The sequence below is a fragment of the Knoellia locipacati genome (assembly GCF_044791685.1).
Taxonomy (GTDB): Bacteria; Actinomycetota; Actinomycetes; order Actinomycetales; family Dermatophilaceae; genus Knoellia; species Knoellia locipacati_A.
On sequence record NZ_CP087730.1, the window covers coordinates 1,368,401 to 1,394,625 of the forward strand.

At 72.0% G+C, this 26,225-nt stretch carries 32 protein-coding genes; 14 read left to right on the forward strand and 18 right to left on the reverse strand.

Annotation, left to right across the window (positions count from 1 at the left end; all coding sequences use genetic code 11):
* The first annotated feature begins 12 nt into the window (after positions 1 to 12).
* Genes LL946_RS06415 through LL946_RS06430 form a run of 4 tightly spaced genes read left to right on the forward strand, consistent with a single transcriptional unit; the run spans position 13 to position 2,919 of the window.
* On the forward strand, positions 13 to 1,563 hold the full coding sequence (locus LL946_RS06415; protein WP_404386813.1) for a radical SAM protein: 1,551 nt from the start codon (positions 13 to 15) through the stop codon (positions 1,561 to 1,563).
* Entirely contained in the window at positions 1,556 to 1,876 is a 321-nt protein-coding gene (locus LL946_RS06420) for a hypothetical protein (RefSeq protein WP_404385942.1), read from the forward strand. Before LL946_RS06415 ends, LL946_RS06420 begins: the two co-directional genes overlap by 8 nt.
* 28 nt (positions 1,877 to 1,904) lie before the next feature.
* Positions 1,905 to 2,444, forward strand: coding sequence for a hypothetical protein (locus LL946_RS06425; RefSeq protein ID WP_404385944.1), 540 nt, complete (start codon positions 1,905 to 1,907; stop codon positions 2,442 to 2,444).
* A gap of 1 nt (position 2,445) precedes the next feature.
* Entirely contained in the window at positions 2,446 to 2,919 is a 474-nt protein-coding gene (locus tag LL946_RS06430) for a hypothetical protein (protein WP_404385946.1), read from the forward strand.
* Here LL946_RS06430 and LL946_RS06435 read toward each other — a convergent pair.
* The 3 genes from LL946_RS06435 to LL946_RS06445 are packed head-to-tail and all read right to left on the reverse strand — an operon-like array spanning position 2,900 to position 4,096.
* On the reverse strand, positions 2,900 to 3,313 hold the full coding sequence (locus LL946_RS06435; protein ID WP_404385948.1) for a PPOX class F420-dependent oxidoreductase: 414 nt from the start codon (positions 3,311 to 3,313) through the stop codon (positions 2,900 to 2,902). The genes LL946_RS06430 and LL946_RS06435 overlap by 20 nt on opposite strands.
* 18 nt (positions 3,314 to 3,331) lie before the next feature.
* A complete protein-coding gene (locus tag LL946_RS06440) occupies positions 3,332 to 3,700 on the reverse strand; it encodes a UBP-type zinc finger domain-containing protein (protein WP_404385950.1) in 369 nt (122 codons plus the stop codon).
* A gap of 18 nt (positions 3,701 to 3,718) precedes the next feature.
* Positions 3,719 to 4,096 (reverse strand): DUF1304 domain-containing protein, encoded by a 378-nt coding sequence (locus tag LL946_RS06445; protein WP_404385952.1) that lies wholly within the window; start codon positions 4,094 to 4,096, stop codon positions 3,719 to 3,721.
* 190 nt (positions 4,097 to 4,286) lie between these two features.
* On the opposite strand from LL946_RS06445, the gene LL946_RS06450 reads away from it, so the two are divergent.
* From LL946_RS06450 to LL946_RS06465, 4 genes are all read left to right on the forward strand, one after another.
* On the forward strand, positions 4,287 to 4,661 hold the full coding sequence (locus LL946_RS06450; protein WP_404385954.1) for an ArsR/SmtB family transcription factor: 375 nt from the start codon (positions 4,287 to 4,289) through the stop codon (positions 4,659 to 4,661).
* Positions 4,658 to 5,179 carry an SRPBCC domain-containing protein gene (locus tag LL946_RS06455; RefSeq protein ID WP_404385956.1) on the forward strand — a complete coding sequence of 174 codons (522 nt, stop codon included), beginning with the start codon at positions 4,658 to 4,660 and terminating at the stop codon, positions 5,177 to 5,179. Before LL946_RS06450 ends, LL946_RS06455 begins: the two co-directional genes overlap by 4 nt.
* A gap of 68 nt (positions 5,180 to 5,247) precedes the next feature.
* Positions 5,248 to 6,000 carry a histidine phosphatase family protein gene (locus LL946_RS06460; protein ID WP_404385958.1) on the forward strand — a complete coding sequence of 251 codons (753 nt, stop codon included), beginning with the start codon at positions 5,248 to 5,250 and terminating at the stop codon, positions 5,998 to 6,000.
* Positions 5,993 to 6,907: an NAD(P)H-hydrate dehydratase gene (locus tag LL946_RS06465; RefSeq protein WP_404385960.1), complete on the forward strand. Its 915-nt coding sequence runs from the start codon at positions 5,993 to 5,995 to the stop codon at positions 6,905 to 6,907. Before LL946_RS06460 ends, LL946_RS06465 begins: the two co-directional genes overlap by 8 nt.
* Positions 6,908 to 6,934: 27 nt before the next feature.
* Here LL946_RS06465 and LL946_RS06470 read toward each other — a convergent pair whose 3' ends face one another.
* Genes LL946_RS06470 through LL946_RS06480 form a run of 3 tightly spaced genes read right to left on the reverse strand, consistent with a single transcriptional unit; the run spans position 6,935 to position 8,308 of the window.
* Complete coding sequence (locus LL946_RS06470; protein ID WP_404385962.1) at positions 6,935 to 7,423, reverse strand: pyridoxamine 5'-phosphate oxidase family protein; 489 nt, start codon at positions 7,421 to 7,423, stop codon at positions 6,935 to 6,937.
* Positions 7,416 to 7,865, reverse strand: a complete 450-nt coding sequence (locus LL946_RS06475; RefSeq protein WP_404385964.1) for a PPOX class F420-dependent oxidoreductase — start codon at positions 7,863 to 7,865, stop codon at positions 7,416 to 7,418. The genes LL946_RS06470 and LL946_RS06475 overlap by 8 nt, the downstream gene beginning before the upstream one ends.
* The gene (locus LL946_RS06480; protein WP_404385966.1) at positions 7,862 to 8,308 is read right to left on the reverse strand and encodes an SRPBCC family protein; all 447 of its coding nucleotides are present in this window, start codon (positions 8,306 to 8,308) and stop codon (positions 7,862 to 7,864) included. The genes LL946_RS06475 and LL946_RS06480 overlap by 4 nt, the downstream gene beginning before the upstream one ends.
* 201 nt (positions 8,309 to 8,509) lie before the next feature.
* Between LL946_RS06480 and LL946_RS06485 the strand changes: the two genes are divergently transcribed.
* Genes LL946_RS06485 through LL946_RS06495 form a run of 3 tightly spaced genes read left to right on the forward strand, consistent with a single transcriptional unit; the run spans position 8,510 to position 12,866 of the window.
* The gene (locus tag LL946_RS06485) at positions 8,510 to 10,687 is read left to right on the forward strand and encodes a catalase (RefSeq protein WP_404385968.1); all 2,178 of its coding nucleotides are present in this window, start codon (positions 8,510 to 8,512) and stop codon (positions 10,685 to 10,687) included.
* Complete coding sequence (locus LL946_RS06490; RefSeq protein WP_404385970.1) at positions 10,684 to 11,859, forward strand: zinc-dependent alcohol dehydrogenase; 1,176 nt, start codon at positions 10,684 to 10,686, stop codon at positions 11,857 to 11,859. Before LL946_RS06485 ends, LL946_RS06490 begins: the two co-directional genes overlap by 4 nt.
* Positions 11,856 to 12,866 carry an SDR family NAD(P)-dependent oxidoreductase gene (locus LL946_RS06495; RefSeq protein ID WP_404385972.1) on the forward strand — a complete coding sequence of 337 codons (1,011 nt, stop codon included), beginning with the start codon at positions 11,856 to 11,858 and terminating at the stop codon, positions 12,864 to 12,866. Before LL946_RS06490 ends, LL946_RS06495 begins: the two co-directional genes overlap by 4 nt.
* On the opposite strand, the gene LL946_RS06500 is transcribed toward LL946_RS06495, so the two are convergent.
* From LL946_RS06500 to LL946_RS06540, 9 genes are read right to left on the reverse strand one after another with little or no spacing between them, the layout of a single operon-like run.
* Positions 12,848 to 13,579, reverse strand: coding sequence for a response regulator transcription factor (locus tag LL946_RS06500; protein WP_404385974.1), 732 nt, complete (start codon positions 13,577 to 13,579; stop codon positions 12,848 to 12,850). The two genes, LL946_RS06495 and LL946_RS06500, sit on opposite strands and share 19 nt — an antisense overlap.
* Before the next feature lie 9 nt (positions 13,580 to 13,588).
* Positions 13,589 to 14,434, reverse strand: a complete 846-nt coding sequence (locus LL946_RS06505) for a glycosyltransferase family 2 protein (RefSeq protein ID WP_404385976.1) — start codon at positions 14,432 to 14,434, stop codon at positions 13,589 to 13,591.
* Positions 14,427 to 15,524: a glycosyltransferase gene (locus tag LL946_RS06510; protein ID WP_404385978.1), complete on the reverse strand. Its 1,098-nt coding sequence runs from the start codon at positions 15,522 to 15,524 to the stop codon at positions 14,427 to 14,429. Before LL946_RS06510 ends, LL946_RS06505 begins: the two co-directional genes overlap by 8 nt.
* Complete coding sequence (locus LL946_RS06515) at positions 15,521 to 16,603, reverse strand: glycosyltransferase (protein WP_404385980.1); 1,083 nt, start codon at positions 16,601 to 16,603, stop codon at positions 15,521 to 15,523. The genes LL946_RS06510 and LL946_RS06515 overlap by 4 nt, the downstream gene beginning before the upstream one ends.
* The gene (locus tag LL946_RS06520; protein WP_404385982.1) at positions 16,604 to 17,302 is read right to left on the reverse strand and encodes a glycosyltransferase; all 699 of its coding nucleotides are present in this window, start codon (positions 17,300 to 17,302) and stop codon (positions 16,604 to 16,606) included.
* Positions 17,299 to 18,675, reverse strand: coding sequence for a PIG-L family deacetylase (locus LL946_RS06525; RefSeq protein ID WP_404385984.1), 1,377 nt, complete (start codon positions 18,673 to 18,675; stop codon positions 17,299 to 17,301). Before LL946_RS06525 ends, LL946_RS06520 begins: the two co-directional genes overlap by 4 nt.
* Positions 18,672 to 19,757 (reverse strand): acyl-CoA dehydrogenase, encoded by a 1,086-nt coding sequence (locus LL946_RS06530; RefSeq protein WP_404385986.1) that lies wholly within the window; start codon positions 19,755 to 19,757, stop codon positions 18,672 to 18,674. Before LL946_RS06530 ends, LL946_RS06525 begins: the two co-directional genes overlap by 4 nt.
* 9 nt (positions 19,758 to 19,766) lie before the next feature.
* Positions 19,767 to 20,201 (reverse strand): hypothetical protein, encoded by a 435-nt coding sequence (locus tag LL946_RS06535; protein WP_404385988.1) that lies wholly within the window; start codon positions 20,199 to 20,201, stop codon positions 19,767 to 19,769.
* Positions 20,198 to 20,740 (reverse strand): hypothetical protein, encoded by a 543-nt coding sequence (locus tag LL946_RS06540; protein ID WP_404385990.1) that lies wholly within the window; start codon positions 20,738 to 20,740, stop codon positions 20,198 to 20,200. The genes LL946_RS06535 and LL946_RS06540 overlap by 4 nt, the downstream gene beginning before the upstream one ends.
* Before the next feature lie 85 nt (positions 20,741 to 20,825).
* On the opposite strand from LL946_RS06540, the gene LL946_RS06545 reads away from it, so the two are divergent.
* Positions 20,826 to 21,077 (forward strand): DUF6582 domain-containing protein, encoded by a 252-nt coding sequence (locus LL946_RS06545; RefSeq protein WP_404385992.1) that lies wholly within the window; start codon positions 20,826 to 20,828, stop codon positions 21,075 to 21,077.
* 1 nt (position 21,078) lies between these two features.
* Here LL946_RS06545 and LL946_RS06550 read toward each other — a convergent pair whose 3' ends face one another.
* Positions 21,079 to 22,008: an amidohydrolase family protein gene (locus LL946_RS06550; protein ID WP_404385994.1), complete on the reverse strand. Its 930-nt coding sequence runs from the start codon at positions 22,006 to 22,008 to the stop codon at positions 21,079 to 21,081.
* Positions 22,009 to 22,149: 141 nt separating this feature from the next.
* Between LL946_RS06550 and LL946_RS06555 the strand changes: the two genes are divergently transcribed.
* Positions 22,150 to 22,632 (forward strand): hypothetical protein, encoded by a 483-nt coding sequence (locus LL946_RS06555; protein WP_404385996.1) that lies wholly within the window; start codon positions 22,150 to 22,152, stop codon positions 22,630 to 22,632.
* A gap of 40 nt (positions 22,633 to 22,672) precedes the next feature.
* Positions 22,673 to 23,098 carry a hypothetical protein gene (locus tag LL946_RS06560; RefSeq protein WP_404385998.1) on the forward strand — a complete coding sequence of 142 codons (426 nt, stop codon included), beginning with the start codon at positions 22,673 to 22,675 and terminating at the stop codon, positions 23,096 to 23,098.
* 74 nt (positions 23,099 to 23,172) lie between these two features.
* Here the strand turns inward: LL946_RS06560 and LL946_RS06565 are convergent, their stop codons facing one another.
* Both LL946_RS06565 and ppsA read right to left on the reverse strand, forming a co-directional pair.
* On the reverse strand, positions 23,173 to 23,754 hold the full coding sequence (locus LL946_RS06565; RefSeq protein ID WP_404386000.1) for a glycine cleavage system protein R: 582 nt from the start codon (positions 23,752 to 23,754) through the stop codon (positions 23,173 to 23,175).
* A 28-nt stretch (positions 23,755 to 23,782) separates the two neighbouring features.
* Positions 23,783 to 26,200, reverse strand: coding sequence for a phosphoenolpyruvate synthase (ppsA, locus tag LL946_RS06570; protein WP_404386002.1), 2,418 nt, complete (start codon positions 26,198 to 26,200; stop codon positions 23,783 to 23,785).
* Positions 26,201 to 26,225 lie beyond the last annotated feature (25 nt).

Genomic DNA, 26,225 nt, shown 5'->3' on the forward strand with positions numbered 1-26,225 from the left:
CGAGGAGCCGGTATGCCGTTGCGCGACTACCGCGTCCACCGCTACGTCAACGCGTTCTGCCCGTTCTGCCACGAGGAGCAGCCCGACCGATCCCTGGCCGAGGTGCGCCGGCTCAGCGGCTGGCTGGCCGTGCGCAATGACCGAGTGTGGCTCGAGCGCGGCTGTCCTGATCACGGTCTCATCCGCACGCTCTACGACGAGTCGCCCGAGATCCTCGCCTACCTCGAGCAGTGGACGGCCCCGACGAAGGTCCACCAGCCCGACACGACCGGCAACTTCAAGCCGGTGCCGAGCGCCTACGAGGACGGGCTGCCCCAGATGCAGACCCAGCACACCTGCATCCTCCTCGAGGACCTCCTCGACCACTGCAACCTCAAGTGCCCGACGTGCTTCGCCGAGTCCTCGCCGGCCCTCGCCTCGGTCGCCCCGCTCGAGCAGGTGCTCGCGTCGATCGACGCACGGCTCGCGCGCGAGAACGGCCGGATCGACGTGCTCATGCTCTCGGGTGGCGAGCCGACGCTCTACCCGCAGCTCGAGGAGCTGCTCGAGGCGGTCATCGCCCGGCCCATCGTCCGCATCCTCGTCAACACCAACGGCCTGCGGGTGGCCCAGGACGACGAGCTCCTGGCACTGCTGCGACGCCAACGCGAGCGAGTCGAGGTCTACCTCCAGTACGACGGCGAGTCGGCGCAGGCGTCGATCACCCACCGGGGCGCCGACATCCGCCGCTTCAAGGAGCGCGCGATCGAACGCCTCTCTGCCGCGGGCGTTTTCACCACCTTGACCATGACGGCCTCGCTCGGGGTCAACGACGACGAGATCGGCCACGTCATCAAGAGAGCCCTCGACACGCCCTACATCGGCGGCGTGACGATCCAGCCCGTCTTCGGCAGCGGACGCTCCAGCGGGGTCGACCCGCTCAACCGGCTCACCCACACCGGCGTCCTCGCCCGGCTCGAGGGGCAGACCGCCGGGCAGGTCACCTGGCGCGACCTCACGGCGCTGCCGTGCAGCCACCCGCACTGCTGCTCGGTCGGCTACCTCCTCAAGGACGACGCCGGCGCCTGGAGCTCGCTCACCCGCCTCATCGGCCACGACCGGCTCAAGGAGTGGCTCGACCTCGAGCCCGACCTGCTCGCCAACCGGATCGCCGACGACACCATCCCCTCCGCCATGAGGGCGGTCGTCAAGGGCTCGATCCTCGACCTGCTCAGCGAGCAGTCCTCGCTCTCGCACCCCTCGATGGCCACCATCTGGAAGGACATCTGCGCGAACTGCGACCTCGGGATCGGCACGCTCGCCACGCTCGCCTCGTCACGCCTGCCCGGCCAGCACGAGAAGCTGCGGGCCATGCTCGGCGAGCGGGTGCTGCGCGTGACGGTCAAGCCGTTCATGGACATGAACACGATGATCGAGGAGCGGCTCACGCAGTGCTGCGTGCACGTCGCCACGGTCAACGCCGAGACCGATGCCCACCAGTGCGCGCCGTTCTGCGCCGTCCAGGCGTGGGCACCGCTGTCCCGCACGAGGATCTCGACCGCGACCGGAGGGCGACATGACTGACCCGCGCATCGTCCCGACCGACCTGCCTCCGAGCGGTTCCGCGTCGGCCCCGCAGGCGGCGGAGGTGTTCGACCCTCTGCGGCTGTGCATCTTCGCGACCGTCGCCCTGCTCGGCTGGCTGCTCGGGCCGATCGCGCTGGCGTTCTTCGCCGGGCTGGGGGTCGTCGGCTACACCAAGGCGCGCCGGGCTGGTCTCCTCACCTCGAAGTGCCTGCTCGGCGACACCCGTCTCGTGCTGGCCTACCTCGGCGCGCTCGTCGTCCTCGGCGCCGCCGCACTCGTCGTCGGCTTCGGGCCCTGGCGGCTCTGGTGAGCACCATCCTCGACCCACGGGAGGAACGATGACCGACCAGCCGCCGGACGGGCAGGACGTCCCGCAGCCGCAGCAGCCCGCGCAGCCACCTTCCCAACCGCCGCGGCCGCCCCAGCAGCTTCCGCAGCAGCCTTCGTGGGGCTCGCCACCGGGCACTTCGCCGGGCACTCCGCCGGGACAGTGGCCCGCCCAGCCGCCGCACCAGGCAGGCCAGCCGTACCAGCCGGGCCAGCCGCAGCACCTCCCCCCGCCGTACGGCGCCTATGGACCTCCCCAGGGGGCGCCGCCACTCCAGACCGGCCTGCCGAACTGGGCCAAGGTCGTCCTCGGCGCTCTCATCGGGCTCGTGGCATCGGTCGGCTCACCCCTGATCGCGTTCGGCGTCGCGGGCCTCGACGCCCCCGTCGAGCTTCTCGTCCTCCTCGTCACCGTCATCCCACCGCTGCTCGCCACACCGCTGCTCATCGCCAGGAGCACGCGGGCGTGGGGCGTGGGCGTCATGCTCGGCCTCGCCGTCGGCAGCTTCATCCTCGGCGGGGCCTGCGTCTCGCTCATCTCGGGCTACTGACATGGCGACCTTCTCCGCCACCCGGACGTCCGAGGCGACCGTGGCCCACCCGCGAGCCCTCGTCTGGGACGTCCTCACCGACCCCGTGACGGTCGCCAGGCTGACCCCGATGGTCCGCTCGATCACGCAGGTCGAGGACCGGTGGCGGTGGCAGCTGGCGAGGATCCCCGTCCTCGGGCAGACCTTCGAGCTCGCCTTCACCGAGCAGATGGTCTTCGAGCCCGAGACTCGGATCACCTTCAGCCACGCCCCGGACGGCAAGGAGCGCGCCGGGACCGACGGTCGCTACGACCTCGCCGACGCCGACGACGAGACCTATACCCACCTGCGGATCGAGCTCGCGGTCAGCGTCGACCTGCCCTTCCCGGGCATCACGAGACCTGCCGTCCAGGCCTCGATGCACGGCGTCCTCGCCGCCATGGGCTCCGGCTTCGCCCACTCGATGGACAAGGAGCTCAGGGCTCGAGCAGCCTGACGTCGGTGACGACGATCGCGGCCCGGGGCTTGCGTCCCGGCAGCCGCACCAGCACCGGCTCCACCGTGGTGAGAGCGCGGTACCACCAGCCGTACTTCGCGCCGATGGCCCGCTTGACCCGAGCGATCGCCGCCGCGTCGCGATGGACGGTGGCGCGGCCGGCATACCGGGGTGCGTCGGGAGCGACCCCGCCCCGCACGGTGCAGGGGCGCAGCTCGACGCGGGCGGTGTGCGCGAGCCGCTTGGTCTTGCCGGTGGCGTCGACGCTGACCACGAGGAGGTCGTCGCCGTCGGGGGCGATCCACACCGGCGTGGCCACACCGTTGCCGTTGCGGCGGAACGTCGTCAGCTCGACGTACTGCTGCTCGGCGAGGAACCTCGTCGCGTCATCCATGCTCCGTATGCCGTCCGCTCACCTGTGGATGAGGTCGCGCCAGTTGTCGGGCACGCTCCCCGATGGCCCCGGCACCGGCTGGTCCTCGGGGTGCGCGGACGGCTCGGCCAGCGCGGGTCCGCGTCCCGTCTCCTCGGTGGCGTAGTTCCAGAACCAGGCCTCGCCGGGCTCGAAGCTCGCGACCACGGGGTGGCCGCTCTCGCGGTAGTGCGCAGTGGCGTGCTGCTCCGGCGAGGTGTCGCAGCAGCCGACGTGACCACACGCGGTGCAGCGTCGCAGGTGGACCCACCAGCCCCGTGCCGCAGTGCATTCGGCGCACCCGGGCCCGGATGGCGGGACGCTCGGGTCGAGGTCGGCGGACTCCGGGAACTGGACCGGTGCGGGCATGGGTGCGACGCTACGCGGTCAGCCGACGAGGAGCGCGAGGACCGCGAGCGCCGGGGCGAGCCCTTGGATGAGGGCGGCCCGGAGCTTGCTCGCGTCGCTGGTGACGAGGACGAGCGCGGCGCCCACCATCGAGCCGCACGCGGCGTAGACGAGGGCAGCGCCGACGTCGTCCGGTCCGGAAGCGCCCACCGCGATGCCGATGAGGGCGATGACGGCGAGGAACAGGTTGTAGAAGCCCTGGTTGTAGGCCATCGGCTTGGTCACCTCCGCGGTCTCGGGCGTCGTGCCGAAGACCTTGCGGGTGGCGGGGTCGGTCCAGGCCAGCGACTCGAGCCGGAAGATGTAGACGTGGACGAGGGCGGAGGCGGCAGCCAGCACGTAGGCGACGGTGACCATGTCGTGAGCGTAGGCCCCGAGCGGCAGGATGAGGCCATGGATGCACCGCGCCACCACGACGGCGGGCCGCAACATGTGCGACAGCGGCCCCGTTCGGCTCGCGCTCGGCGAGCCGCGCGACGTCGGCGCGGGGGCAGCTGGGCGGGCTGACCCCTTGACCCATTGGTAACACGTCTGTTACCAATGATCCATGGACGTGTTCACCGCTCTCGCCGACCCGGTCCGCAGGGACCTCGTGAGCCGGCTGGCCAGCGGGTCCGCACGGGTCGTCGACCTCGCGGGAGAGCACTCCATCAGCCGACCGGCGATCAGCCGACACCTCCGGGTCCTCGCAGACGCGGGTCTCGTCACGGCCGACGACGTCGGGCGCGAGCGCCACTACCGGCTCAGCCCCGACGGGCTCACCCCGATGGCTGACTACCTGGCCGCTCTGGCACCGGCACCGCGGTTCGACGAGTCGATGCTCGACGGGCTCGACCTCGAGGTCCGGCGCACCGTCCGCGAGCGCTCGGCCACCGGTCCCACCACTACCACCACGACCACCACGACCGAGGAGACGGCATGACGAGGACACGCAGCCCGAGCGCGACCGGACGCAGGGAGGACCGGGGCGGCACGGCATACCTCGTCTTCGAACGCACCTTCCGCGCGCCCGTGACGGACGTGTGGGCGGCGGTGACCGAGTCCGACCGGCTCGTGCGGTGGATCGGCCACTGGGCCGGGGACCCGGCGAGCGGCACGGTCTCGTTCTGGATGACCGCCGAGGCCGCGGACGCACCCGAGGAGACCATCCACATCGACGAGTGCGACGCACCTCGGCGGCTCGTCATGCGCTCGGCCCGCCCCGACGACCACAGCCTCGAGTGGAGGTGGCAGATCGACCTCGCCGAGACCGACGGCGTGACGACGCTGACCTTCGCCCAGGAGGTCGGTGACACCGTGCTCGCGGAGAGCGTGGGACCCGGGTGGGACTACTACCTCGACCGGATGGTGGCGGCCGAGACCGGCGGCGACCTCGCCGCGATCGACTTCGAGGACTACTACCCCGTCCTCGGCGAGCACTACCGGGCCGAGCTCGCCTGACCCACGCCTCGCCGGAAGGGTCGTCCGCGACGGCTGCGCGATGGCGTGAGCCGCAATAGCCTCGGGGCATGCCTGCTCGAAGCCTCATCCTCGTCCGCCACGGCCAGTCCGAGGGCAACGTCGCCGCGGAGTCCGCCCAGCGCGACCGCCTCGAGCGGATCGCGGTTCCCGCCCGAGACCCCGACGTCGAGCTCTCGGAGCTGGGACGGGAGCAGGCCACCGCCGTGGGCCGGTGGCTCTCGGACCTCCCCGAGGGCGAGCGCCCGAGCATCGTGTGGACCAGCCCCTACCGGAGGGCCCGCGAGACCGCCGAGATCACGCTGCAGGTCGCCGAGACCGAGCTCAAGCTGCGCGTCGATGAGCGGTTGCGCGACCGCGACATGGGCATCACGGACATGCTCACCGCCGCCGGCATCCGGGCGAAGTACCCGGAGGAGGCGGAGCGGCGCGAGTGGATCGGCAAGTTCTACTACCGGCCGCCGGGGGGCGAGTCGTGGGCCGACGTGGCGCAGCGAGTGCGTGCCGTCCTCACCGACATCGCGAACACCGAGCGGCAGGAGCGGGTGATGGTCACGGCGCACGACGTCGTCATCCTCATGTTCACCTACGTCGCCGAAGGACTCGACGAGGAGGCGGTGCTCGAGCGGTCACGACGCGAGCCGCTGAAGAACGCGGCCATCTGCCGGCTCAGCCGCGACGAGGAGTCGCCGACCGGCTGGGTGGTGGACGACTACAACATCGACACCCACCTGCGCGAGCTCGGCGTGGAGGTCACGCAGCAGCCTGGCGCCTCGGACGAGGTCGGTGCGGGCCGTGGATGAGCTGCCCGAGGCCGTCCGCGGTGGCACGCCGCGCTCACCGCGGCTGGTCACCCCCCACCTCCTCGCCGACTGGCCACTGCCGGAGCCGAGCGGGTCGAAGTACTCCCGTGGACAGGCGTTGGTCGTCGGCGGCGCCCGGGCGACGCCCGGTGGCGTCCTGCTCGCGGGGCGGGCCGCCCTGCGCACCGGGGCAGGGCGCCTCAGCGTGGCGGTGGCGGAGAGCGTCGCCCAGCACGTGGCCGTGGCACTGCCGGAGTGCGGGGCCCACGGCCTGGCCGAGGACGCGCACGGCTCCGTGACGGGGTCGGGCGCCGGGCGGGTGCTGGGCCGGGAGCTGGGGCGGGCCGACGCCGTCCTCGTCGGACCGGGCCTCGACGACGCCAACGGCACGGCGCGCCTGCTCGACGAGATCGTGCCGGAGCTCCCCGCCGAGACGCCCGTCGTCCTCGACGCCTACGGCCTGACCAGCCTGCCCGATGCGGACCCGGCCACGAGCCGTGCGCTGCGAGGACGCCTGGTGCTCACCCCCAACGCCGTCGAGCTCGCCCACCTCCTCGGCCGCGAGCGCGTCGACGACGGGGAGGTCGTCGAGGCCTCGCTCGAGGCGGCGCGGCGCTACGACGCGGTCGTCGGCTGCGGCACGACTGTCGTGAGCGGTGGCCGCACCTGGCAGGTCACGACGGGTGACACGGGGCTGGGCACGTCGGGCAGCGGAGACGTCGTCGCCGGCGCCGCCGTCGGCCTGCTCAGCCGTGGGGCGACGCCGTTGCAGGCCCTCGTGTGGGCCAAGTACGTGCACGCGGCGGCCGGAGACGACCTCGTCATGACCTTCGGCCGGGTCGGCTACCTCGCCGGCGAGCTCGTCGACCAGCTGCCGCGCGTCCTCCGCTCGCTGCACGGCAACTGACGCCGGCGACCTGTGGGCCGGCCGCCCTCAGAGCTTGACGACACCGCTCGAGTCGTCGTCCTCGTCCTGCGCCTTGTCGTCGGTGACGAGCCCCTTGACGAGGTGGACGAGCATCGCCGCCTTGCCCGGCGACTCCCAGTACTCGGCCGTGTCGGCGGTGACCTGGATCAGGCCGTTGTTGGGGTCCTGTGCGTCACCCTTCATGTAGGCCGACACCGACGGGTCCCACAGCTCCTCGAGCTTGGCCCGGTCCTCGCTCACGACGGCGTTGCCGGCGAGCGAGACCCAGCCGGTGTCGCTCGCGTAGGCGACGTTGACGGCCGGCCGCTGACGGATGGCGGCGACCTTGTCGGTGTCGAGCTCGGTGATGAACCACACCGTGCCCGGGTCCTCGAAGTCCTGGGTGCCCATCGGCGTGGAGACCAGCCGGCCCGCGTCGTCGACGTAGGTCAACGTGGCGATCCGGGTCTCCTTCATGATCTCGGCGGTCAGCTCCTTGGGGTTTTTGTCAGCCATGGTCTGCTTCCTCTCTGTCGGAACTGCGGGGCGTGGGGGTGATGAGGACGACGGTGTCGCGGTAGGTCAGGCCCTTGCGCCGGGTCGCCAGACCGCCGACGACGGCGAAGAGCGTGGTCTGCCAGCCGTACTTGGCGCGGATGGCTCCCTGCACCTCGTCGAACTCGCGGCCGGACTGCACCATCTCGGCGGTGGCCTCGACCGGTTCGGTGCCCGGGGTGGGCGTGCCGGTCCGGCTGCAGGGCTGCACGGTCACCCGCGACGTGTGGCGCAGGCGCTTGGTCTTGCCGGTCCCCATCGTCGTGTAGAAGCCCAGCCGCGACTGGTCCGTCAGACGGGAGATCCACACCGGGGTCGGCACGCCCTCGCCGTTGCGCCGGAACGTCGTGAGCAGCACGAAGTCCTCGGCGCCGAGCGTGGCGGCGTCAGCGGTGACGGTCACCGGGCCACGCGGGTGAGCGCGGCCGTCATGTCGTCGACGGTCTCGTCGGCGATCCCCCGGAACACCAGCGCCATGAGCGGGTCGGTCAACCGGGCGAGACCCTTGAAGGTGATGGTCGCCTCGTAGCGGATCCGGCTCGTCCGCTCGTCGACCGCGGTGACCCTGAGATCGTCGCGCGAGTCGGCGGTCTTGTTGCTGCCCTCGAGGACGACATGGTCGGCCTCGAGGGTGACGAGCTCGTAGGTCAGGGTGGTCTCGCGGCCCAGGACCTTGCTCACGTTGGTCCAGGTGGCGCCCGGAACCACTGGGGCGGCCGGGTCACCGACGCGCACGCAGGAGACGGTGCCCGGGTCCCACTCGACGGCGTTGGCGAAGTCGGCCAGGTAGGCGACGGCGGCGTCCTGCGGGCAGGGCACCTCGAACTCTCGAACGATGTGGACCATGCGGTCCTCCTCAGGTCGGGACCTCCCACCCTAGGTCACGCGTTCAGCCGGTTGACCTGCGAGAACGCGGCGAGTCCCGCGACCGGCACTCCACCCCGAGGAAGGTGGCGACCTACGCCACTTGGGCTTAGTGTCGAGAAGACGTCCGCATGCTCGCGGAGCGGTCGCTCCCGGGCAACACCCGCAAGAGGGAGCACCAGCATGGCGACGAAGAAGACGTCCAGCACGCGTACCACGGCCCAGGCGAAGGCCGGCGCGAGCGGCGGGAGCACGGCCGGCAGGCGCACGGCGAAGGCCGGCGGCACGCCCGGCGCCGGAACCGGCGCGGAGGAGATCGGCAACGGGGGCGAGCTGCACCAGCTCGCGGGCGGCGACAGCCCGGTGCTGACGACGGCACAGGGGGCGCCGGTGCAGGACGACAACAACTCGCTGCGTGCCGGCGACCGCGGTCCCACCCTCATGGCCGACCACGCCTTCCGCGAGAAGATCTTCCACTTCGACCACGAGCGCATCCCGGAGCGCGTGGTCCACGCCCGCGGCTACGGCGCCCACGGTGTCTTCGAGTGCCACGAGTCCCTCGCCGACCTCACCCGGGCCAGCGTCTTCGCCGAGGCCGGCAAGAAGACCGAGACCTTCGTGCGCTTCTCGACGGTCGCGGGCAACCTCGGCTCGTTCGACCTCGCCCGCGACGTGCGCGGGTTCGCGACGAAGTTCTACACCGACGAGGGCAACTGGGACCTCGTCGGCAACAACATCCCGGTCTTCTTCATCCAGGACGCGGTGAAGTTCCCGGACCTCGTCCACTCGGTCAAGGAGGAGCCGGACCGCGGCTTCCCGCAGGCCGCCTCGGCCCACGACACCTTCTGGGACTTCATCTCGCTCATGCCGGAGTCCACCCACATGACGCTGTGGACGATGTCGGACCGGGCGATCCCTCGCTCGTTCCGGATGATGGAGGGCTTCGGCGTCCACACCTTCCGGTTCGTCAACGACGCGGGTGAGAGCTCCTTCGTGAAGTTCCACTGGAAGCCCGTCCTCGGCATGCAGTCCGTGGTGTGGAACGAGGCCGTCAAGATCAACGGCGCCGACCCCGACTTCCACCGGCGAGACCTCTTCGACGCCATCACGGCGGGCGACTTCCCGCAGTGGGAGCTCGGCATCCAGGTCTTCGACGACGCGTTCGCCGACGAGTTCGACTTCGACGTGCTCGACGCGACCAAGCTCATCCCCGAGGAGCTCGTTCCCATCCGGACGGTCGGCACGATGACGCTCAACCGGGTGGTGGACAACGTCTTCGCCGAGATCGAGCAGGTGGCGTTCATGACCCAGAACGTCCCGCCGGGCATCGACTTCAGCAACGACCCCCTGCTGCAGGGCCGCAACTTCTCCTACCTCGACACCCAGCTCAAGCGCCTCGGCAGCACCAACTTCACCCAGCTGCCGGTCAACGCCCCCCGCTGCCCCGTCGCCCACTTCCAGCGCGACGGCCACATGCAGACGTCCACGCAACCGGGGCGGGCGGCATACGAGCCGAACTCCTTCACCGGAGACGACCGGGGGCCGCGCGAGGCCGGAGCCGACGGACACGTGCCGTTCCCCGCGCCGGTCGAGGGTGAGACCCGGCGGATCCGCGCCGAGTCGTTCAGGGACCACTACAGCCAGGCGCGGCAGTTCTGGCTGAGCCAGACCGACGTCGAGCAGGACCACATCGTCGCGGCCTACGCCTTCGAGCTCGGCAAGTGCGAGATCCCGGCGATCCGCGAGCGGGTGCTCGCCAACCTGCGCAACGTCGACGAGACCCTCGCCTCCGGGGTCGCGGACGGACTGGGTATGCCGTTGCCCGCGGCCTCCGAGCCCGCCGCACCCGTCGTGGAGACCGAGCCCTCCCCCGCGCTGAGCATCCTGGCCAACGCCAAGGAGACGTTCAAGGGGCGCAAGCTGGGCCTGCTCGTCGGCGACGGCGCCGAGGCGGCCGTGGTCAAGCGGCTCACCAAGGGCGTCGAGAAGGCGGGCGGCACCGTCGAGGTCATCGCGGCCAAAGTCGGCGGCGCCACCCTCTCCGACGGCTCAACCCTCGCCGCCAAGCAGGCCGTCGCCGGCGCCCCGTCGGTCCTCTACGACACGGTCGCGATCGTCACCGGCGACGAGGGCGGACCCGTCCTCGCCGACGACCCTGCTGCTCGCGACTTCCTCACCGACGCCTTCACCCACTTCAAGGTCATCGGCCTCAACGGCGCCACGGACGCGCTCGTGCAGGCCACCGGCCTCTCCGGGAAGCTCGACGACGCCTGCCTGCCCGTGGGCAAGCCCGCCGAGACGACGGCATACGTCGCCCGGATCGCGGGTCCGCGCCACTGGGACAGGTCGGTGACCGCATGAAGGCACTGACCTGGCAGGGCAAGCGCGACGTCCGCGTCGAGGAGGTTCCCGACCCCCGCATCCAGGAGCCGACCGACGCGGTCATCCGGGTGACGTCGACCGCCATCTGCGGGTCCGACCTGCATCTCTACGAACCCCTGGGTCCCTTCCTGTCCAAGGGCGACGTCCTCGGCCATGAGACGATGGGGATCGTCGAGGAGGTCGGCGACGAGGTGACTCACATCAGGGCCGGAGAACGCGTGGTCGTCCCGTTCAACATCTCGTGCGGTCACTGCTGGATGTGCGAGCGGGGCCTGATGTCGCAGTGCGAGACGACCCAGGTGCGCTCGCAGGGCAAGGGCGCCGCGCTCTTCGGCTACACCGAGCTCTACGGCTCGGTGCCGGGCGGGCAGGCGGAGTACCTCCGGGTGCCGCAGGCCCACTTCGGCCCGATCCCCGTGCCCGAGGGGGTGCCCGACGAGCGGTTCCTCTACCTCTCCGACATTCTCCCCACGGCGTGGCAGGGCGTCGAGTACGCCGAGGTGCCCGAGGGCGGCAGCCTCGCCGTCTTCGGCCTCGGACCGGTGGGCCTGCTCGCCGTCGCGATCGGCGTGCGCCGCGGGCTGCGTGTCATCGGGGTCGACAACGTCCCCGAACGCATGGCCAGGGCGGAGGGGTACGGCGCCACCGTGGTCACCTCCGACGACGACCCGGTTGCCGCGATCCACGAGCTGACCGAGGGCCGCGGCGTCGACGGCACTCTCGACGCGGTCGGCATGGAGGCCCACGGCAGCCCGGTGGCCGAGGCCGCCATCAAGGGGGTCGGCTTCGTGCCCGACGTCCTCGCGAAGCCGCTCATGGAGCGGGCCGGCATCGACCGGCTCGCCGCTCTGAGGTCGTCCATCGGAGCGGTGCGTCGGGGTGGGACGGTGTCGGTGAGCGGGGTGTACGGCGGGATGACCGACCCGCTGCCGATGATGGAGATCTTCGACAAGCAGCTGTCGCTGCGCTTCGGGCAGTGCAACGTCAAGCGGTGGGTGGACGACATCGTGCCCGTCGTCATGGAGGACGGGGACCCGCTCGGTCTCGAGACCCTCGCGACGCACCGACTGCCCCTCGAAGACGCGCCTGCGGCATACGAGATGTTCCAGAAGAAGGAGGACGGCTGCATCAAGGTCGTCCTCAAGCCATGACCGGCGTCGCGCTCGTCGCGGGCGCATCACGCGGGCTCGGACTGCTCATCGCCGCCGAGCTCGTCGCTCGCGGCTACCGCGTGCACGGCTGCGCCCGGGACCGGGACGAGCTCGACCGTGCCGAGGAGCTCCTCGCCGCTGGGCGGGTGGGTGCGCTGGCCGCCGCGGAGCATAGTGAGTGGGCCCCCGGGTCCTTCACCGGCGACGTCTGCGACGTCACGGATGCGGACGCGGTCTCGGCCTGGGTCGAGGACGTCCGCACACGGGAGGGCTCGGTCGACGTGGCGATCCACGTCGCCGGGATCATCCAGGTCGGTCCCGTCGAGTCGACGACGCTGGGCCACTTCCGCGCCGCGGTCGAGACCATGCTCATGGGACCGGTCCACCTCTGCCTGGCGGTGCTGCCCGCCATGCTCGAGGCCGACAGGGGCCACATCGGCGTCGTCAGCTCCGTGGGGGGCGTCGTGGCCGTCCCCCACCTGCTGCCCTACTCGGTGGCGAAGTTCGGGGCCGTCGGGCTCACCGAGGGCCTCCAGGCCGAGCTGACCGGCACCGGCGTCACGGCGACGACCATCGTCCCCGGCCTCATGCGCACCGGTGGCCACCTCCACGCGCAGTTCGTCGGGGACGCACCCAAGGACTACGCGTGGTTCGCGCCCGGGGCCTCGCTGCCGCTGCTGTCGGTCTCGGCGGAGCGGGCTGCCCGGCGGATCGTCGACGCGGTCCTCGCCGGCCGTTCGCAGGTGGAGCTCACGCCACTCACCTGGGTCGGGCGGCGGGTCCACGGGCTGCTCCCGGGGCCGACCTCACGCCTGCTCGGGCTCGTCGCCCGAGCGCTCCCGCGAGGCGGTGACAACGGGCCGGACGCCACCTCGCGGGACACCGGACACGTCGAGGGCGAGAGTGCGCGCCGGGAGCTCGGCTCGCGGGTCGTCGACGCCGTCAGCGTCCTCGGTGACCGTGCGGCGCGCCGCCTCAACGAGACGGTTCAGCGCGACGGCCGGTAGCCGTCCTGCTGGGCCAGGTCGGACACGGAGCCTGCCGACACCGCACCGGCCGTGTCGGCGGCCGGCAGGAGCACCCGCATCCGGGTCGGTGCCATGCCGTGGTCGATCCCCCAGAGCACGGCTTGGCTGCGGGTGCTCACGCCCATCGTCCGGTAGGCGGAGCGGATGTAGGACTTGACCGAGTTGATGCTCAGGTAGGTCCGTTCGGCGATCTCGTTGTTGCTCAGCCCCGAGGTGACCAGGGCGATGATCTCGGCCTCGCGGGGGGTGAGGCCGTGGTCGCGTCCCGGCCAGGACTGGGTGGTCATGACCGGCTCCTCGTTGACGGTGACGAGGTCCATCTCGCCCTGGTGCACCTTGACCAGGGCTGCCGCGAGGCCCGCCCCGTCGAGGGACTTGGGCAGGGCGGCGTGGACGCCGCGCGCCCGTGCCGTGGTGACGAGCTCCTCGGTGAGCACCCACGTGAAGAGGACCAGCCGCCCGACACGAGAGCTGGCGGCGAGGTCGTCGAGGTCGGGCTCGTCGAGGCTGGTGTGGGTGAAGGTGTCGTAGAGGGCGACGTCGACCGGGGTGACGGGCATGAGGTCGGCGTCCAGCTCGACCACGCGGACGAGGTCGGGGTAGGGCTGCAGCATGGACGCGACGCCCCGCACGATGAGCTCGTGGTCGTTGATCACCGCCACGTTCACGGGACGGTCGGGAGCAGGGGTCATGGATGAACGCTACCTCCGCGGCTCGCGGGCTCGTGCCGGCTGTGACGTGAGGGTCAGGCGCCCGCCGGTCCGGTCGACCAGTCCGCGGCGCTCGAACTCCTCCAGCCACCCGGCCATGGGCCACTCCCCCCAGCGCTCGTGGAAGGTGGTGGCGTTGCGGACGATGTCCTCGAGGTGGTCCACGGGCGGCATGGACACGGGGTGGAACTGGTGGAAGGCGTCGGCCCCGCCCACCCACACGAGGTCGACGCCACGTGACCGCGCGACCCGACCGAGGTCGGTGTCCTCGGCGCCGTAGCCGACGTAGCCCTCGTGGAAGCCACCCAGCACGCGCCACGTGCTTGCGGTCATCGCACAGCTCAATGACCAGAAGAGGTCGTGCTCGCCGCCGCGCTCGAGCGTCCCCGGAGGCGGGTCGGGTCGGGCGGCATGGGGAGCGCGGAGCGCGGCGAGGTCCTGCGGGTCGTCGGGAACGGGGACGCCTTCGGGCAGATACGTGACCGGTCCGGCGAGCAGGGCGTCGGGGGCTCGCTCGGCCGCGTGCTCGTAGGCCGCCAGCAGACCCGGGGCGGGCACGCAGTCGACGTCGAGCAGCACGACGAGCTCGGCCCCGGCGGCCAGCGCGGCGGCGACCCCGGTGTTGCGCGCCCTCGCGAGCGGCAGGCCCAGCGGGTCGGTGTCGAGGTGCACCACGGTGACCCACTCGTCACGGCCGACGACGCCGTCGATGTCCGGGTCACCCATCGACACGACGACGTGCGGTGTCCGGGGAGCGACGGTGCGCAGGACGCGTCGCTGCTCGCGGAGGTGGTCGTGCCGACCGCTCACGACGGTCACGACGGTGGAGTCACGCACCCGCGACCACCTCGACGAGCGAGGCAGCACGCGCGGCGGCACCCTCGCAGCCCCAGGTCGCCCACCGGTCGCCGCCGTCGGTGCGGGCCTGCCGCACGAGGTCGCCCCACCGGGCACCCGGCACGTCGACGAGCTGCACCACCTGCGCCATGCCGGAGCTCGCCAGCACCGCACCCATGTGGCTCTGCTCCTCGAAGGGGCGGCTCTGGGGCAGCACGACCGCGGGGAGACCCCACCCCGCGACGTCGGCGATCGCGTTCTGTCCCGCGTGGGTGACGACGACGTCTGAGTGTGCGAGGTGGTCGTGGACGTCCGGCACCCAGGCCCGCCCGCCCACCACCGTCCAGTCGACCTCGGGTACGGCGGCGGCGATGACGTCGGGAAGGTCCGGGTCGTCGAAGCCGTCTGACCCGGCGAGTACGAGGCCGCGGGCGCGCCGCGAGGGCTCACCCGTCCGGCGGCCCCCTCCGGGTTCGTCGCCGGTCGGCTGCGCTCCTGCCGCGACGGACGGAGCAGTGACGAGGGTGGGCTCGCGCGCGATCCCACCGACCGCGACGACCCGGGGATCGGTTCCGTGCCCACCTTCCGTGGCGCGGGACGTGTGCCAGATGTCGTCGGTGGCCCACGCCGGCCACGGCGCGAGGACGGCGGTCGCTGCGTCGTAGGCCGCCGCATGGGCACCGTCCGTGCGGGCGCCGGGTTGGGCCACCACGACCACGGGGACGCCCAGGAGTCGCACCATGACGGCGACCTCGCACGACACGTCGACCACGACGACATCGGGCTCCTCGACCTGGACCCAACGCGCGATGGTCGTCATGCGCTCGCGAAATCCACTGTGCCCCAGGGGCGCCCAGTGCATGAACCCGTGCGCCGTGACATCAGCACCGCTCTCGCTCATCGCCTCCGGCAGGGGCGCGTCCATCGCGAGACGAACCGAGGTGACCGCCGACGGGTGGGCAGCGTCGCCCTCGAGCGCCGACCCCAGGAGGGTCACGTCCGACCCCCGGGCCATCAGTTCGCGGCCGACCACCATGGCGCGGGTGCGGTGACCGGCGCCGTGGTGATGGACGTACCAGCCGACCTTCACGACCGCACCCCCTGGGCCTCGAGGAGCTCGCGGTAGAGAGCGACATAGTCATCGACCATGCGCTGCGACCCCAGCGCGGCGCGCGCGGCGGCGTGGACGTCCCTCCGGTGCAAGCCCGTGGCGGCCGGAACGGCGTCGGCGAGCCTGTGAACGAGGGTGTCGTCGTCGCCGTCCGAGTCGACCATCACCCCGAGGTCAGCGGTGATGAACTCAGAGAGGCCTCCTCGGTCCAGCGCGACGACGGGCGTGCCCCACATGACCGACTCGGCGGCGACGAGCCCGAACGGCTCGTCCCACCGGGGGGTGACGAACGTTGCTGCGCTGCCGCGAACGAGCGTGGCGAGCTCCGCGTGGGAGAGGTGGCCGACGTACTCGATGTCGCCATCGAGCTCTGGCGCGACGACCTCGTCGAACCAGCCACGGTCGCTGACCGGGCCGGCGATCCGTAGTCGGCGCCCGGCCGCACGGGCCGCGCGGATCGCGAGGTCGGTGCCCTTCTCTGGGGTCAGGCGCCCGGTCCACACGAGGTGCTCGCCCCCCTCCCCGGGGCCGCCGCCGTCGTCCTCGACGCCGTTGTGGATGATCCGGGGGCCCGCCGGCAGAGTCGTCCAGCCAGTGCTGTTGGCGAGAGAGACGCAGACGTAGGCCGCCAACGGGCCCGCAAGCGCGATTCCCATCTCCATCCAGGGCAGGGGCGGTGTGTGCAGCGTCGTGACGACGGGGACCGACAGCGCCCCGCTGAGCGCGAGGGGAAGGAAGTGGAGGCTCTGGTTGTGGACGACGTCGACGCCCCTCTGCTCCAGCAGGTGCCCGACCGCACCCGTGAAGGCGGCGTGGTCGTCCAGGAAGTCCGCTGGCAGCGCGTAGTCGAGGCCCGCGACCTCGCTGAGCCCCGGCAGCTCGACGTAGGGCACGATCTCGTCGGCAAGGGCCGGGTCGGAGCCGGCGCAGGCGTACAGGCGCACGTGGTGACCCTGCCGTCGCAACCCTCGCGCCAGCAGAGCGGTGTGCGACTCCTGTCCGCCGGCATACGGCTCGACGATCGGGTGCCGCGAGGTGGCCAGCATGGCAATCCTCATTCAGCCCACCTCCTCGCCGAGCCCCGCCAGGAATCCCGCGAACCCGCCGGTGCTGCGGCCGTGCGAGCGGGCTGACGTGGCCACGCGGACCGAGTCCGTCGCCACCCACCGCGGGGTGTGCGCCCTGATCCGGCGCACGAGGTCGACGTCCTCGTGGAGGCTGACCGGCTCGAAACCGCCGACCTCGAGGTAGGTGCTCGCCCGGAACCCGAGGTTCGCACCGTGCACGTGGGCATGACCCTCGACGAGCTCGTGGCGCTCGCGCCACCGCTCGAGCAGCGCCGCGTCGGTGAGCCCGATCGGCTCGACCGTCCCGATGACGAGGTCGCGGGTCGCGGCCAGCCCGACCTGGGTCACGAGCCAGTGCGGGGGGACGAGGGAGTCGGCGTCGGTGCAGGCGATCCACAGGTCGTCGCCACTGACACCGAGCGCGCCGGCCGCCTCCACGGCTCGGGACACGCCCGCGTGGCGTGCCGCGCCGACGACACCGTGGTCGACGACGAGGCTCCCCACCCGAGCGGTCTCGACGACGTCGGCCGACGCATCGACACAGCTGTCGAGGACCACCGTGACGTCGACGAGGAGGTCGGGCCGACAGGTCCGCAGCACGCGTCGGGCCCGCTCCACACTCGTCAGGCACCGCGGCAGGAGCACGGCCTCGTCGCGCGCCGGGATGACGACGTGCACCGCCCGGATCACGAGGTCACCTCATAGCAGTCCACGAGCACGTCTCGCTCGACGTGGGTCACGCTCGCCCACCTGCCGCAGACCTCCGCCACCTGGCGGTGGACCGCGGGCCCGTCGAGGGGGATGCGCTCCGTCGGGTGGCGCCAGTCGACGAGCACGAGCTCGCCTCCCGGAGCCAGCCTGGGCAGGAGGGCTCCCAGCGTCAGCCACAGCTCGAACGGCGTGAGGAAGTAGGCCACCTCGGAGAGCACGGCGAGGTCGAAGGTCCCGTCGAGGCCCTCCACCACCTCGGGGGCCCGGCCGCGCACCCACGTGACCGTCTCGGGGGCCTCGCGTCGCGCCACCTCGAGCGCCGGCTCGCTCGCGTCCACCGCCACCACGTGGTCGGCCCGCCCGGCGAGGGCCCCGCTGAGGACGCCGGTGGAGCAGCCGAGGTCCAGCACCCGCTCGTAGCGCTCGCGGGCGAGCACGGCGAGGGTGAGGTCACGCTTGCGGCGTTCGTACCAGGAGTCGCTCGACCACGGGTCGTCGCCGTCCTCGAACATCGCGTCGAAAGAGGCGACCCTGTCGTCGTCGCTCCCGCTCGGGTTCTCCGGCGGCGCGGTCCCGTCCGAGACGAGCAGCGTCGTGAAGCCCCGGCGGGCCGGGGCGAGCACACCGTCGGTGAGCAGTCGTTCGTCACCCGGGGCCGGCGAGAGGGGAGCGACCTGCGTCCGGTGCTCGTCGAGGGCCCGAGCCGCACGTCGGATCGCGCCGAGCGACCCGTCGACGACCAGCAGGCGGTGCCACGGCAGGTCATCCGGCGAGCTCCAGTGCCAGAACCAGACGAGGTAGTGGGCCAACCCCACCGAGCCACCGTCACCACCGTTCGCGGCCGCGACTGCCGCCGCGGCCGCGCGGCCCGCGGCGTCGTGGTCGGCGTGCCCGTCCCCGGTCCAGGGCGCGACGACGAGGGTCCGCTCGTCCAGCAGGTCGCAGACCCGGTCGACGACGACCTCGTGCCGCGCGGCGAGCCCACCGTCGGGCAGACCCGCGTGGACGACGCGCGCACCCGGCGCCAGGACCGACAGCGCACGGTCGCCCTCAAGCACCCTGCGCGACCGCATCTCGTCGGTGGAGACGGTCGGCGAGGCGGGGTGGGAACCCTCGCCGTCGGTCAGCAGGAGGACCGTGACCTCGACGCCGAGGTCCGCGGCATCGGCGATGAGCGTACCGGCACCGAGGCACTCGTCGTCAGGGTGCGCCGCCACGACGAGAAGGCGGTCGTATGCCGTGAGCAGGGCTTGCGGGTCCGCGCTCGCCACCGTGGCCCACCGGCGGTCGCGGACCCAGCGCGCCTCGCCGTCGGGATGGTCGAGCCGTGGCGGCGACTGCTGCCTGCTCACGGTGCGTCCTCGAGCAGCTGCGCGCCGATCCGGGCGAGGTCACGCTCGCCGTGGTGCTGGCGCACGTAGACGGTGAGGTCGGCGACGCGACGGGCGTGCTCCTCGTCGCTGGTGAGCGGCGCGGGGCCGAGCGCCTGACCGGTCTCGGCCAGGACCAGCTCGACGGTCATGGCCGAGCGGCTGCGCACGCGGGCGGCCAACAGCTCGCCGGCCCGCCCCTCGGCCGCGCCCTCGTCGATCAACCTCGCCGCCTCGCGCAGGGCGAGGAGGGTGGCGTGCAGGGCCGCGTCGATCCGGCCGAGGTGGGTGAGGGCGAGCTGGTCCGGCTCACGCCTGCGGGCGCTGTCCATGACCGACTGGCCGAGGGCGCAGCTCGCCCCGAACCAGACCGCGGCCACGCCGATCCCGCCCCAGGCGAACCCCGGACGCTCGAGGTACCACTGCGGCGGGCCCACCCGCGCCGCGGGGACGGACTCGAGGGCGATGGCCGTGCTGCGCACGTCGGCCAGGCCGCGGGCCACCCACGGCTCCTCGACCACCCGGACGCCCGGGTCGGACAGGTCGACCGCGAACGCCTGTCGCCGGTGGTCGTCGACGTGGGCGGTGACGACGGCGTGGCTGACCCGGTCGGCCAAGGAGCACCACGGCTTGGTGCCGGTGAGCGTCCACTCGCCCCCCGACACGGCGGCCTCGAGACGATGGCCCGGAGCGTGTGCGGCATACACGCCCCACGTGCTGTCGGGAGGCGGGACCGGGCTCGGCCAGCTGGCGTCGGTGGCGCGATCGTGCGCCGCGGCCTGGGCGAGGATCGCGAGGGCGTCGAGGTGTGGCTCGACGACCCGGGCGGCGGTGAGGTCACCGGCGCCGAGGGAAGCGAGGGTCCGCATCCATGTCCACGTGGAGCGCCCGAGCCGGTCCGCGACGGGAGCCAGCGAGCGGGCGAGCGCGAGCCCTGCGTCGATGTCGGTCCCGGCCGTGCGCGCGGCCGTCACGAGCGCGTCGTCGGACCATCCGAGGAAGCCAGGTGGTGCGGTCGCCACGGGCGCTGGTGCGCCGTCGACGACGCAGGGGAACTCAGCCACGACGCCTCCTCAACCGCTCGACGGCGGGTTCGGGCGCCCGGTGGCCCCGGGCGTCCCGGTGCGTTCGGCCAGCGCCGCCCGCAACAGGTCCGGTCGCGCCACCGTGAGCGTGGCGCCCGGGTGCCGGATGGTGCGCGTCGGGTCGATGGCGGGCACGGGCTCCCGGAAGCTCACGCACAGCGCCCGGTCACCGTTCGTCGCGAACGTCACGCCGCGGTCGGTGAAGGAGAGGTGGGGAGGCCCCGCGGTCTTGAGCCAGCGGAAGTCACCGGTCTCCTCGAACCCGCTGACGTTGTCCAGCCCGGTGACGAGCCGCCACGGACCGAAGCGAACGCGCAGCTCGTCCTCGGTGACGACGACGTCGGCGGTGCCGGGCCGGATCCCGAAGAGCAGCGCGGGCAGTCGGTATGCCGGGGCGAACGCGAAGTCGAAGCGCTCGCTCATCTGCGACGGAGCAGGGACATGGGCCGGTCGAGCAGGCCGGCGGCGCCGCGCTGCTGCTCACCCAGGTAGGCGTCGAGCACGAGCAGGCCACCGGTCGCCGCCGGGGTCGCCCACTGCAGCCAGCGCATGACCCCGGCCAGGGTCTCCTTGCGGCGCCTCTGCACGGGGTTGGCGTCCGCGGCCTCCTGCGCCTCGCCGAGGCGCGCGCCGTAGACGTAGGCCGCTCCGCTGGCTGCGAGCGCCGCCCCGGTGAGGACGGTCTTGGCGACCACGGCGGCCGTGGTCGGCGGGTGGGCCACCGTGCGGCGGCGGTTGTCCGCGAGGATCGCCAGTCCGCTGACAAGGTGGAGCCCGATCGCTGCTCCCTGTACCGGGCCCCACCTCGTCCACCCCCGGTCCGAGATCTGCGACCGTTCGGCCTCGCTGTCCCCCTCGCGAGCCGCAGGGTTGAGGCCCACCGCGCCCATGAGGGAACCACCGAACCACGCCGCGTTGGTGACGAGGTGGGTGGCTCGGACGGTCGTGCTGAAGGCGGTCATGCTCTCGACGGTAGGCAGGTACCGCCGCCACCGGCTCACCCCAAAGGGCGGAACGATCGGCGCGTGACCGGCATACGGTGAGGGGATGGGAACACACATCTCGAGGCGCGACGACGTCAACCCCGACGAGGGCGAGCGCGAGTACGGCGACGTGGAGTTCGCCGACCCGACGAACAACAAGTACCCGATCGACACCGAGGAGCACGTGCGGGCGGCGTGGTCCTACATCAACAAGAAGTCCAACGCGGCGAAGTACGACGCCGACGAGGTCGACGCCATCAAGGGCCGCATCACCCGCGCGGCGAAGAAGTTCGACATCGAGATCGACGCCGACTGAGTCACCCGGCCCCGCGGGGGCCGTCGAGACCGTCGAGGCCGAAGAGCCGCCGGGCGTTCTCGCGCAGCACGTTGCGCGTCCACTCCTGCCCCAGGCCCAGGTCGATGACGGCGTCGACCGCCTCGAGGTAGGGGTAGGGAATGTTCGGAAAGTCGCTCCCGAAGAGGATGCGCTCCCCCATGGCCGCGAGCAGGTCACGCTGCCCGGCGGGGAACGGGTGCATGTCCTGCGTGAAACTCGTGAACACCATCGTCGTGTCGAGGTGGACGCGCGGGTGCAGGGCACAGAGCTCGAGGAACTCGGCGTACTCGGGCATGCCGGCGTGGGCGACCACGAGGGTCAGCTCCGGGAAGCGGCGCAGCAGCGCACGCACGCCTCCGACCCCGGTGTGCTCGCCCGGTGCCGGGCCGTGGCCCGCATGGATGACGACCGGGGTGCCGCTCTCCTCGAGGGCCGACCAGACCTCGTCGAGCAGGGGGTCGTTCGGGTCGAAGGCGCCGACCTGCACGTGCACCTTGAACACCCGGGCTCCGTCCGAGATCGCCTCGCGCACATAGCCGCCTGCGCCCGGCTCGGGGAAGAACGTCGCCGAGCGCAGGCAGTCCGGGTGGGCGTCGGCGAAGTCGCCGGACCACGTGTTGAGCCACGACGCCATGTCGGGCCGGTGCGCGTAGCTCAGCGAGGTGAACGCCTCGACCCCGAACGACCGCAGCCGCTCGACCCGCTCGGAGTCACCGGTCCGGTAGGCGATGGGCCACGGTCGCCCGAACGCCTCCTCGGCCCGGTCGAACCAGGCCCAGACCTTGTCGAGCACGCGCTGCGGCATGAAGTGGGTGTGCACGTCGACGAGTCCCGGCAGGCCGAGGGCATCGAGGCGGGAGCGGACCAGCTCCGCCTCGCGAGGGGGGAGCGGGACGGGGGCGGACGGCATACGGCCATCGTCCCCTGAGTGGATCTCGAGGGCGGACGGGCCCGCGCGCCCGCGGAGCCGGGTCGCAGCGAAACCGCAGCCGATCCGCAGTGCCCTCCGCCACGGTGCTCCACGACCCGAACCCGTCCGGAGAGGAACCCCATGAAGCGCTTCGCCACCGCCCTCCTGGCCAGCACGGCCGCCGTCGGCGCCGTCCTCGCCTCCGCGCCCGCCGCCAGCGCCGAGAGCAACACGACGACGTACGCGTCGTGCCGCGGCACGCTGAGCAGGTCCGTCCCCATCACGAACAGCAGCGGCACCGTCCTCAGCCGGGTGCAGATCTGGGAGTACGGCGTGTACCGCGAGTCCGAGGTGTGCGTCAAGAACGTCCACGTCGGCGGCACCGTCGGCACAACGATGTGGACGATGGTCTCGATCGGCAGCCTCTACGACCGCGGGGACTACTCGCAGTACGCCGGCGCCATCCGCACGTCCGGTGACTGGTACGGCTCCTACGACATCCACGTCGGTGGTGCCAACCCCGCAAACCCCGACCGCGACTACTACTGCTTCAAGGTCGACGGCCGGATCGGCGACCACTGGGCCCCGAACATCTGGCTCTGCTACGTCTTCAACTCCCGCTGAGCCCGCTCCGCCCCGCACCCCTCACCGACAGGCAGGCCAGATGAACCACCCCCGACTGCTCGCCCGGATCACCGCCACCCTGGCCGCTCTCGTGCTCGTCGTCGTCGGCTCGGCAGCGGTCTCGTCCGCCGTCGTCACCGGGGACACCGTGTCGGCGACCTCGCCCAACGGCCTCGCCTACGGCAAGGCCACGATCGAGTTCCAGAGCGAGGGCTTCGTCCGCTGGAACGACATCTACCTCAACGACAGGTGTCCCGGTGACGGGGTGCGCGCCAGCATGAAGCTCTACATCCGCCAGTACGGCAACGTCGTCCACGTCGGCACCCGTGAGGACGTCGGCGGCTGCGAGAGCGACCCCTTCAAGGGCTCGGCCTACTGGTCCTCCGGAGGCCCGATCGACTACGCCGGCATCCGGGTCTGCTCCGACGGTGGCTGCTCGGCCATCAAGTGGGTCATGCGCCCCTGACGCGACCCACAGGAGGGGGAGAGCCGGTATGCCGTGGCGCGCCACGGCATACCGGCTCTCGTCGTTCCTCGGGCTCAGGCGGGGTCGGTGGGCGAGAGGTCCGCGGAGTCGGCGGGCTCGAGCGTGACGTCGACCATGATCTCGGTGGCGAGCTGCTCGAGGTCGGCCTGGAGCGCCTCGAGGTCGGTGCCCGCGGGCACGCTCGCGACGGCGGTCGCCTCGAAGAGCCGGCCTCCGGCCATCGGGGCGTCCCGGGTGCCGCTCTCGAGCTCGGCGACGCTCACGCCGTGCTGGGCGAGCACGCCCGAGACGGCGCCGACGATGCCGGGGCGGTCGTTGCCCAGCAGGGAGATTCGGACCTCGCGCCGCTGGCCCTCGCCCTCGCCCTCGGCGTCGGCCGTGGTGGCACCCTCCGCGGCGACCGCGTCGTGGACCGACACGTCGAGCAGCCCCTGGAGCGGCTCGAGCGCGGCACGCAGCGCGTCGGCGCGGTCCTCGGGGACGGTGACGACGACGATGCCGGCGAACTTGCCCGCCAGCTCGCTGAGGTGGCTGCGCTCCCAGTTGCCGTCGTTCGCGGCGATGACGTCGGCGAGGGCCTTGACGAGCCCGGCGCGGTCGTCACCGATGACGGAGAGGACGAGTGTCGTGGTCACGCTCGATCGTAGCGCCGCGGCGCCGCCCCTACTTCGAGGCCCGCGCGGCCAGGCGCAGCCAGGTGTCGACGACGGTGTCGGGGTTGAGCGACATCGACTCGATGCCCTGGTCGAGAAGCCAGTCGGCGAGGTCCGGGTGGTCCGAGGGACCCTGCCCGCAGATGCCGACGTACTTGCCCCGGGCCTTGCACGCCTCGATCGCCATCGACAGCATCTTCTTGACCGCCGGGTCGCGCTCGTCGAAGCCGCCGGCGACGAGCGCCGAGTCGCGGTCGAGCCCCAGCGTGAGCTGGGTGAGGTCGTTGGACCCGATCGAGAAGCCGTCGAAGTGGTCGAGGAACGCGTCGGCGTTGACGGCGTTCGACGGCACCTCGCACATCATGACGACCTGCAGGTCGTTCTCGCCGCGCACGAGCCCGTGCTGCCCGAGGAGGTCGATGACACCCTCGGCCTCGGCGACGGTGCGCACGAACGGGATCATCACCTTGACGTTGGTCAGGCCCATGTCGTCGCGCACGAGCTTGAGCGCCTCGCACTCCATCGCGAAGCACTCGGCGAAGTCGGCCGACAGGTACCGCGCAGCGCCGCGGTAGCCGATCATCGGGTTCTCCTCGTGCGGCTCGTAGCGAGCGCCGCCGAGCAGGCCGGCATACTCGTTCGACTTGAAGTCGCTCATCCGCACGATGACCGGCTCGGGCGCGAAGGCCGCCGCGAGCATCGAGATCCCCTCGGCGACGCGCTTGACGAAGAAGTCGCGAGGCGAGTCGTATGCCGCGATGAGGCTCTCGATCTCGGCCTTGAGCTCGGGCTCCTGGTCGTCGAGCTCGAGCAGGGCCCGGGGGTGGATGCCGATCTGGCGGTTGATGACGAACTCGAGCCGGGCGAGCCCGATTCCCTTGTGCGGCAGGCGGGAGAACTCGAAGGCCTGCTCCGGGGTGCCGACGTTCATCATGATCTTGACCGGCACGTCGGGCATGGAGTCGAGCTCGGTCTGGGTGACCGAGAACTCGCGCAGCCCGTCGTAGACGAAGCCGGTGTCGCCCTCGGCGCAGGAGACCGTGACCTCGCGGCCGTCGGCGAGGTCGCGCGTCGCGGAGCCGGTGCCCACCACGGCGGGGATGCCGAGCTCGCGGGCGATGATCGCCGCGTGGCAGGTGCGGCCGCCGCGGTTGGTGACGATGGCGCTGGCGCGCTTCATCACCGGCTCCCAGTCGGGGTCGGTCATGTCGGCGACGAGCACCTCGCCGGCCTTGAAGTCGTGCATCGCCTCGGGGGTCCCGAGCACCCGGACGGCACCGGCGCCGATCTTCTGGCCGATGGCGCGGCCCTCGACGACGACCTCGCCAGGCGCGTCCATGCGGAAGCGCTGCAGCGTCGAGCCGGACTGGCGCGACTTCACCGTCTCGGGGCGGGCCTGGAGGATGTAGATGCCGCCGTCGACGCCGTCCTTGCCCCACTCGATGTCCATGGGGCGCCCGTAGTGCTCCTCGATCCGCAGCGCGTGCTCGGCGAGCTCGGTCACCTCGGCGTCGGTGAGGCTGAGCCGGGCCTGGTCGGCCGGGTCGACGTCGACGAAGTCGATCGAGCGTCCGACCTCGTCGTCCTGCGTGTAGACCATCTTGGTGGCCTTGCTGCCCACCCCGCGCTTGAGGATCGCCGGACGTCCGGCACGCAGCGCCGGCTTGTGGACGTAGAACTCGTCAGGGTTCACCGCGCCCTGGACGACGGCCTCGCCGAGGCCGTAGCTGCTCGTGATGAAGACAGCGTCGGAGAAGCCGGACTCGGTGTCGATCGTGAACATCACGCCGGAGGAGCCGATGTCCGAGCGGACCATCCGCTGGATGCCGGCCGACAGGGCGACGGACTCGTGGTCGAAGTTGCTGTGGACGCGGTAGGCGATCGCACGGTCGTTGTAGAGGGAGGCGAACACCCGCTTGATCGCGAGCAGGATGTTGTCGATGCCGCGCACGTTGAGGAACGTCTCCTGCTGCCCCGCGAAGCTCGCGTCGGGCAGGTCCTCGGCCGTCGCGCTCGAGCGCACCGCCCAGCTCACCTCGTCGCCCGAGCCGCCGGCGCCGCTCGCCTCACCGACGAGCCGTTCGTATGCCGTGCGGATCTCGCTCTCGAGGTCGGCCGGGAACGGCTGCTTCTCGACGGCGTCCCGGATGTCGGCCCCGGCTGCGGCGAGCGCCCGCGTGTCCTCGACGTCGAGCTCGGCCAGGACACCGTTGATGTGGTCGGCCAGGCCCTCGTGCGAGAGGAAGCGGCGGTAGGCGTCGGCGGTCGTGGCGAAGCCGTCGGGCACGCGGACCCCGGCCTTGGAGAGGTGCTGCACCATCTCGCCGAGGGAGGCATTCTTGCCGCCGACGTGCTCGACGTCGCCGAGGCCGAGCTCGGCGAACCAGGCGATGTTGGTGCCCGTGGTCCCCTGCTGGGTGGCGGTCATGGTGGTCCTTTCGTCGGACGGCGTC

What these genes read in the sequence shown, in the direction of transcription:
- LL946_RS06415 (WP_404386813.1), top strand. Translation starts at nt 13, where the DNA reads ATGCCGTTGCGCGACTACCGCGTCCACCGCTACGTCAACGCGTTCTGC.
- LL946_RS06420 (WP_404385942.1), top strand. Translation starts at nt 1,556, where the DNA reads ATGACTGACCCGCGCATCGTCCCGACCGACCTGCCTCCGAGCGGTTCC.
- LL946_RS06425 (WP_404385944.1), top strand. Translation starts at nt 1,905, where the DNA reads ATGACCGACCAGCCGCCGGACGGGCAGGACGTCCCGCAGCCGCAGCAG.
- LL946_RS06430 (WP_404385946.1), top strand. Translation starts at nt 2,446, where the DNA reads ATGGCGACCTTCTCCGCCACCCGGACGTCCGAGGCGACCGTGGCCCAC.
- LL946_RS06435 (WP_404385948.1), bottom strand. Translation starts at nt 3,313, where the DNA reads ATGGATGACGCGACGAGGTTCCTCGCCGAGCAGCAGTACGTCGAGCTG.
- LL946_RS06440 (WP_404385950.1), bottom strand. Translation starts at nt 3,700, where the DNA reads ATGCCCGCACCGGTCCAGTTCCCGGAGTCCGCCGACCTCGACCCGAGC.
- LL946_RS06445 (WP_404385952.1), bottom strand. Translation starts at nt 4,096, where the DNA reads ATGGTCACCGTCGCCTACGTGCTGGCTGCCGCCTCCGCCCTCGTCCAC.
- LL946_RS06450 (WP_404385954.1), top strand. Translation starts at nt 4,287, where the DNA reads ATGGACGTGTTCACCGCTCTCGCCGACCCGGTCCGCAGGGACCTCGTG.
- LL946_RS06455 (WP_404385956.1), top strand. Translation starts at nt 4,658, where the DNA reads ATGACGAGGACACGCAGCCCGAGCGCGACCGGACGCAGGGAGGACCGG.
- LL946_RS06460 (WP_404385958.1), top strand. Translation starts at nt 5,248, where the DNA reads ATGCCTGCTCGAAGCCTCATCCTCGTCCGCCACGGCCAGTCCGAGGGC.
- LL946_RS06470 (WP_404385962.1), bottom strand. Translation starts at nt 7,423, where the DNA reads ATGGCTGACAAAAACCCCAAGGAGCTGACCGCCGAGATCATGAAGGAG.
- LL946_RS06480 (WP_404385966.1), bottom strand. Translation starts at nt 8,308, where the DNA reads ATGGTCCACATCGTTCGAGAGTTCGAGGTGCCCTGCCCGCAGGACGCC.
- LL946_RS06485 (WP_404385968.1), top strand. Translation starts at nt 8,510, where the DNA reads ATGGCGACGAAGAAGACGTCCAGCACGCGTACCACGGCCCAGGCGAAG.
- LL946_RS06490 (WP_404385970.1), top strand. Translation starts at nt 10,684, where the DNA reads ATGAAGGCACTGACCTGGCAGGGCAAGCGCGACGTCCGCGTCGAGGAG.
- LL946_RS06495 (WP_404385972.1), top strand. Translation starts at nt 11,856, where the DNA reads ATGACCGGCGTCGCGCTCGTCGCGGGCGCATCACGCGGGCTCGGACTG.
- LL946_RS06500 (WP_404385974.1), bottom strand. Translation starts at nt 13,579, where the DNA reads ATGACCCCTGCTCCCGACCGTCCCGTGAACGTGGCGGTGATCAACGAC.
- LL946_RS06515 (WP_404385980.1), bottom strand. Translation starts at nt 16,603, where the DNA reads ATGAGGATTGCCATGCTGGCCACCTCGCGGCACCCGATCGTCGAGCCG.
- LL946_RS06535 (WP_404385988.1), bottom strand. Translation starts at nt 20,201, where the DNA reads ATGAGCGAGCGCTTCGACTTCGCGTTCGCCCCGGCATACCGACTGCCC.
- LL946_RS06540 (WP_404385990.1), bottom strand. Translation starts at nt 20,740, where the DNA reads ATGACCGCCTTCAGCACGACCGTCCGAGCCACCCACCTCGTCACCAAC.
- LL946_RS06545 (WP_404385992.1), top strand. Translation starts at nt 20,826, where the DNA reads ATGGGAACACACATCTCGAGGCGCGACGACGTCAACCCCGACGAGGGC.
- LL946_RS06550 (WP_404385994.1), bottom strand. Translation starts at nt 22,008, where the DNA reads ATGCCGTCCGCCCCCGTCCCGCTCCCCCCTCGCGAGGCGGAGCTGGTC.
- LL946_RS06555 (WP_404385996.1), top strand. Translation starts at nt 22,150, where the DNA reads ATGAAGCGCTTCGCCACCGCCCTCCTGGCCAGCACGGCCGCCGTCGGC.
- LL946_RS06560 (WP_404385998.1), top strand. Translation starts at nt 22,673, where the DNA reads ATGAACCACCCCCGACTGCTCGCCCGGATCACCGCCACCCTGGCCGCT.
- ppsA (WP_404386002.1), bottom strand. Translation starts at nt 26,200, where the DNA reads ATGACCGCCACCCAGCAGGGGACCACGGGCACCAACATCGCCTGGTTC.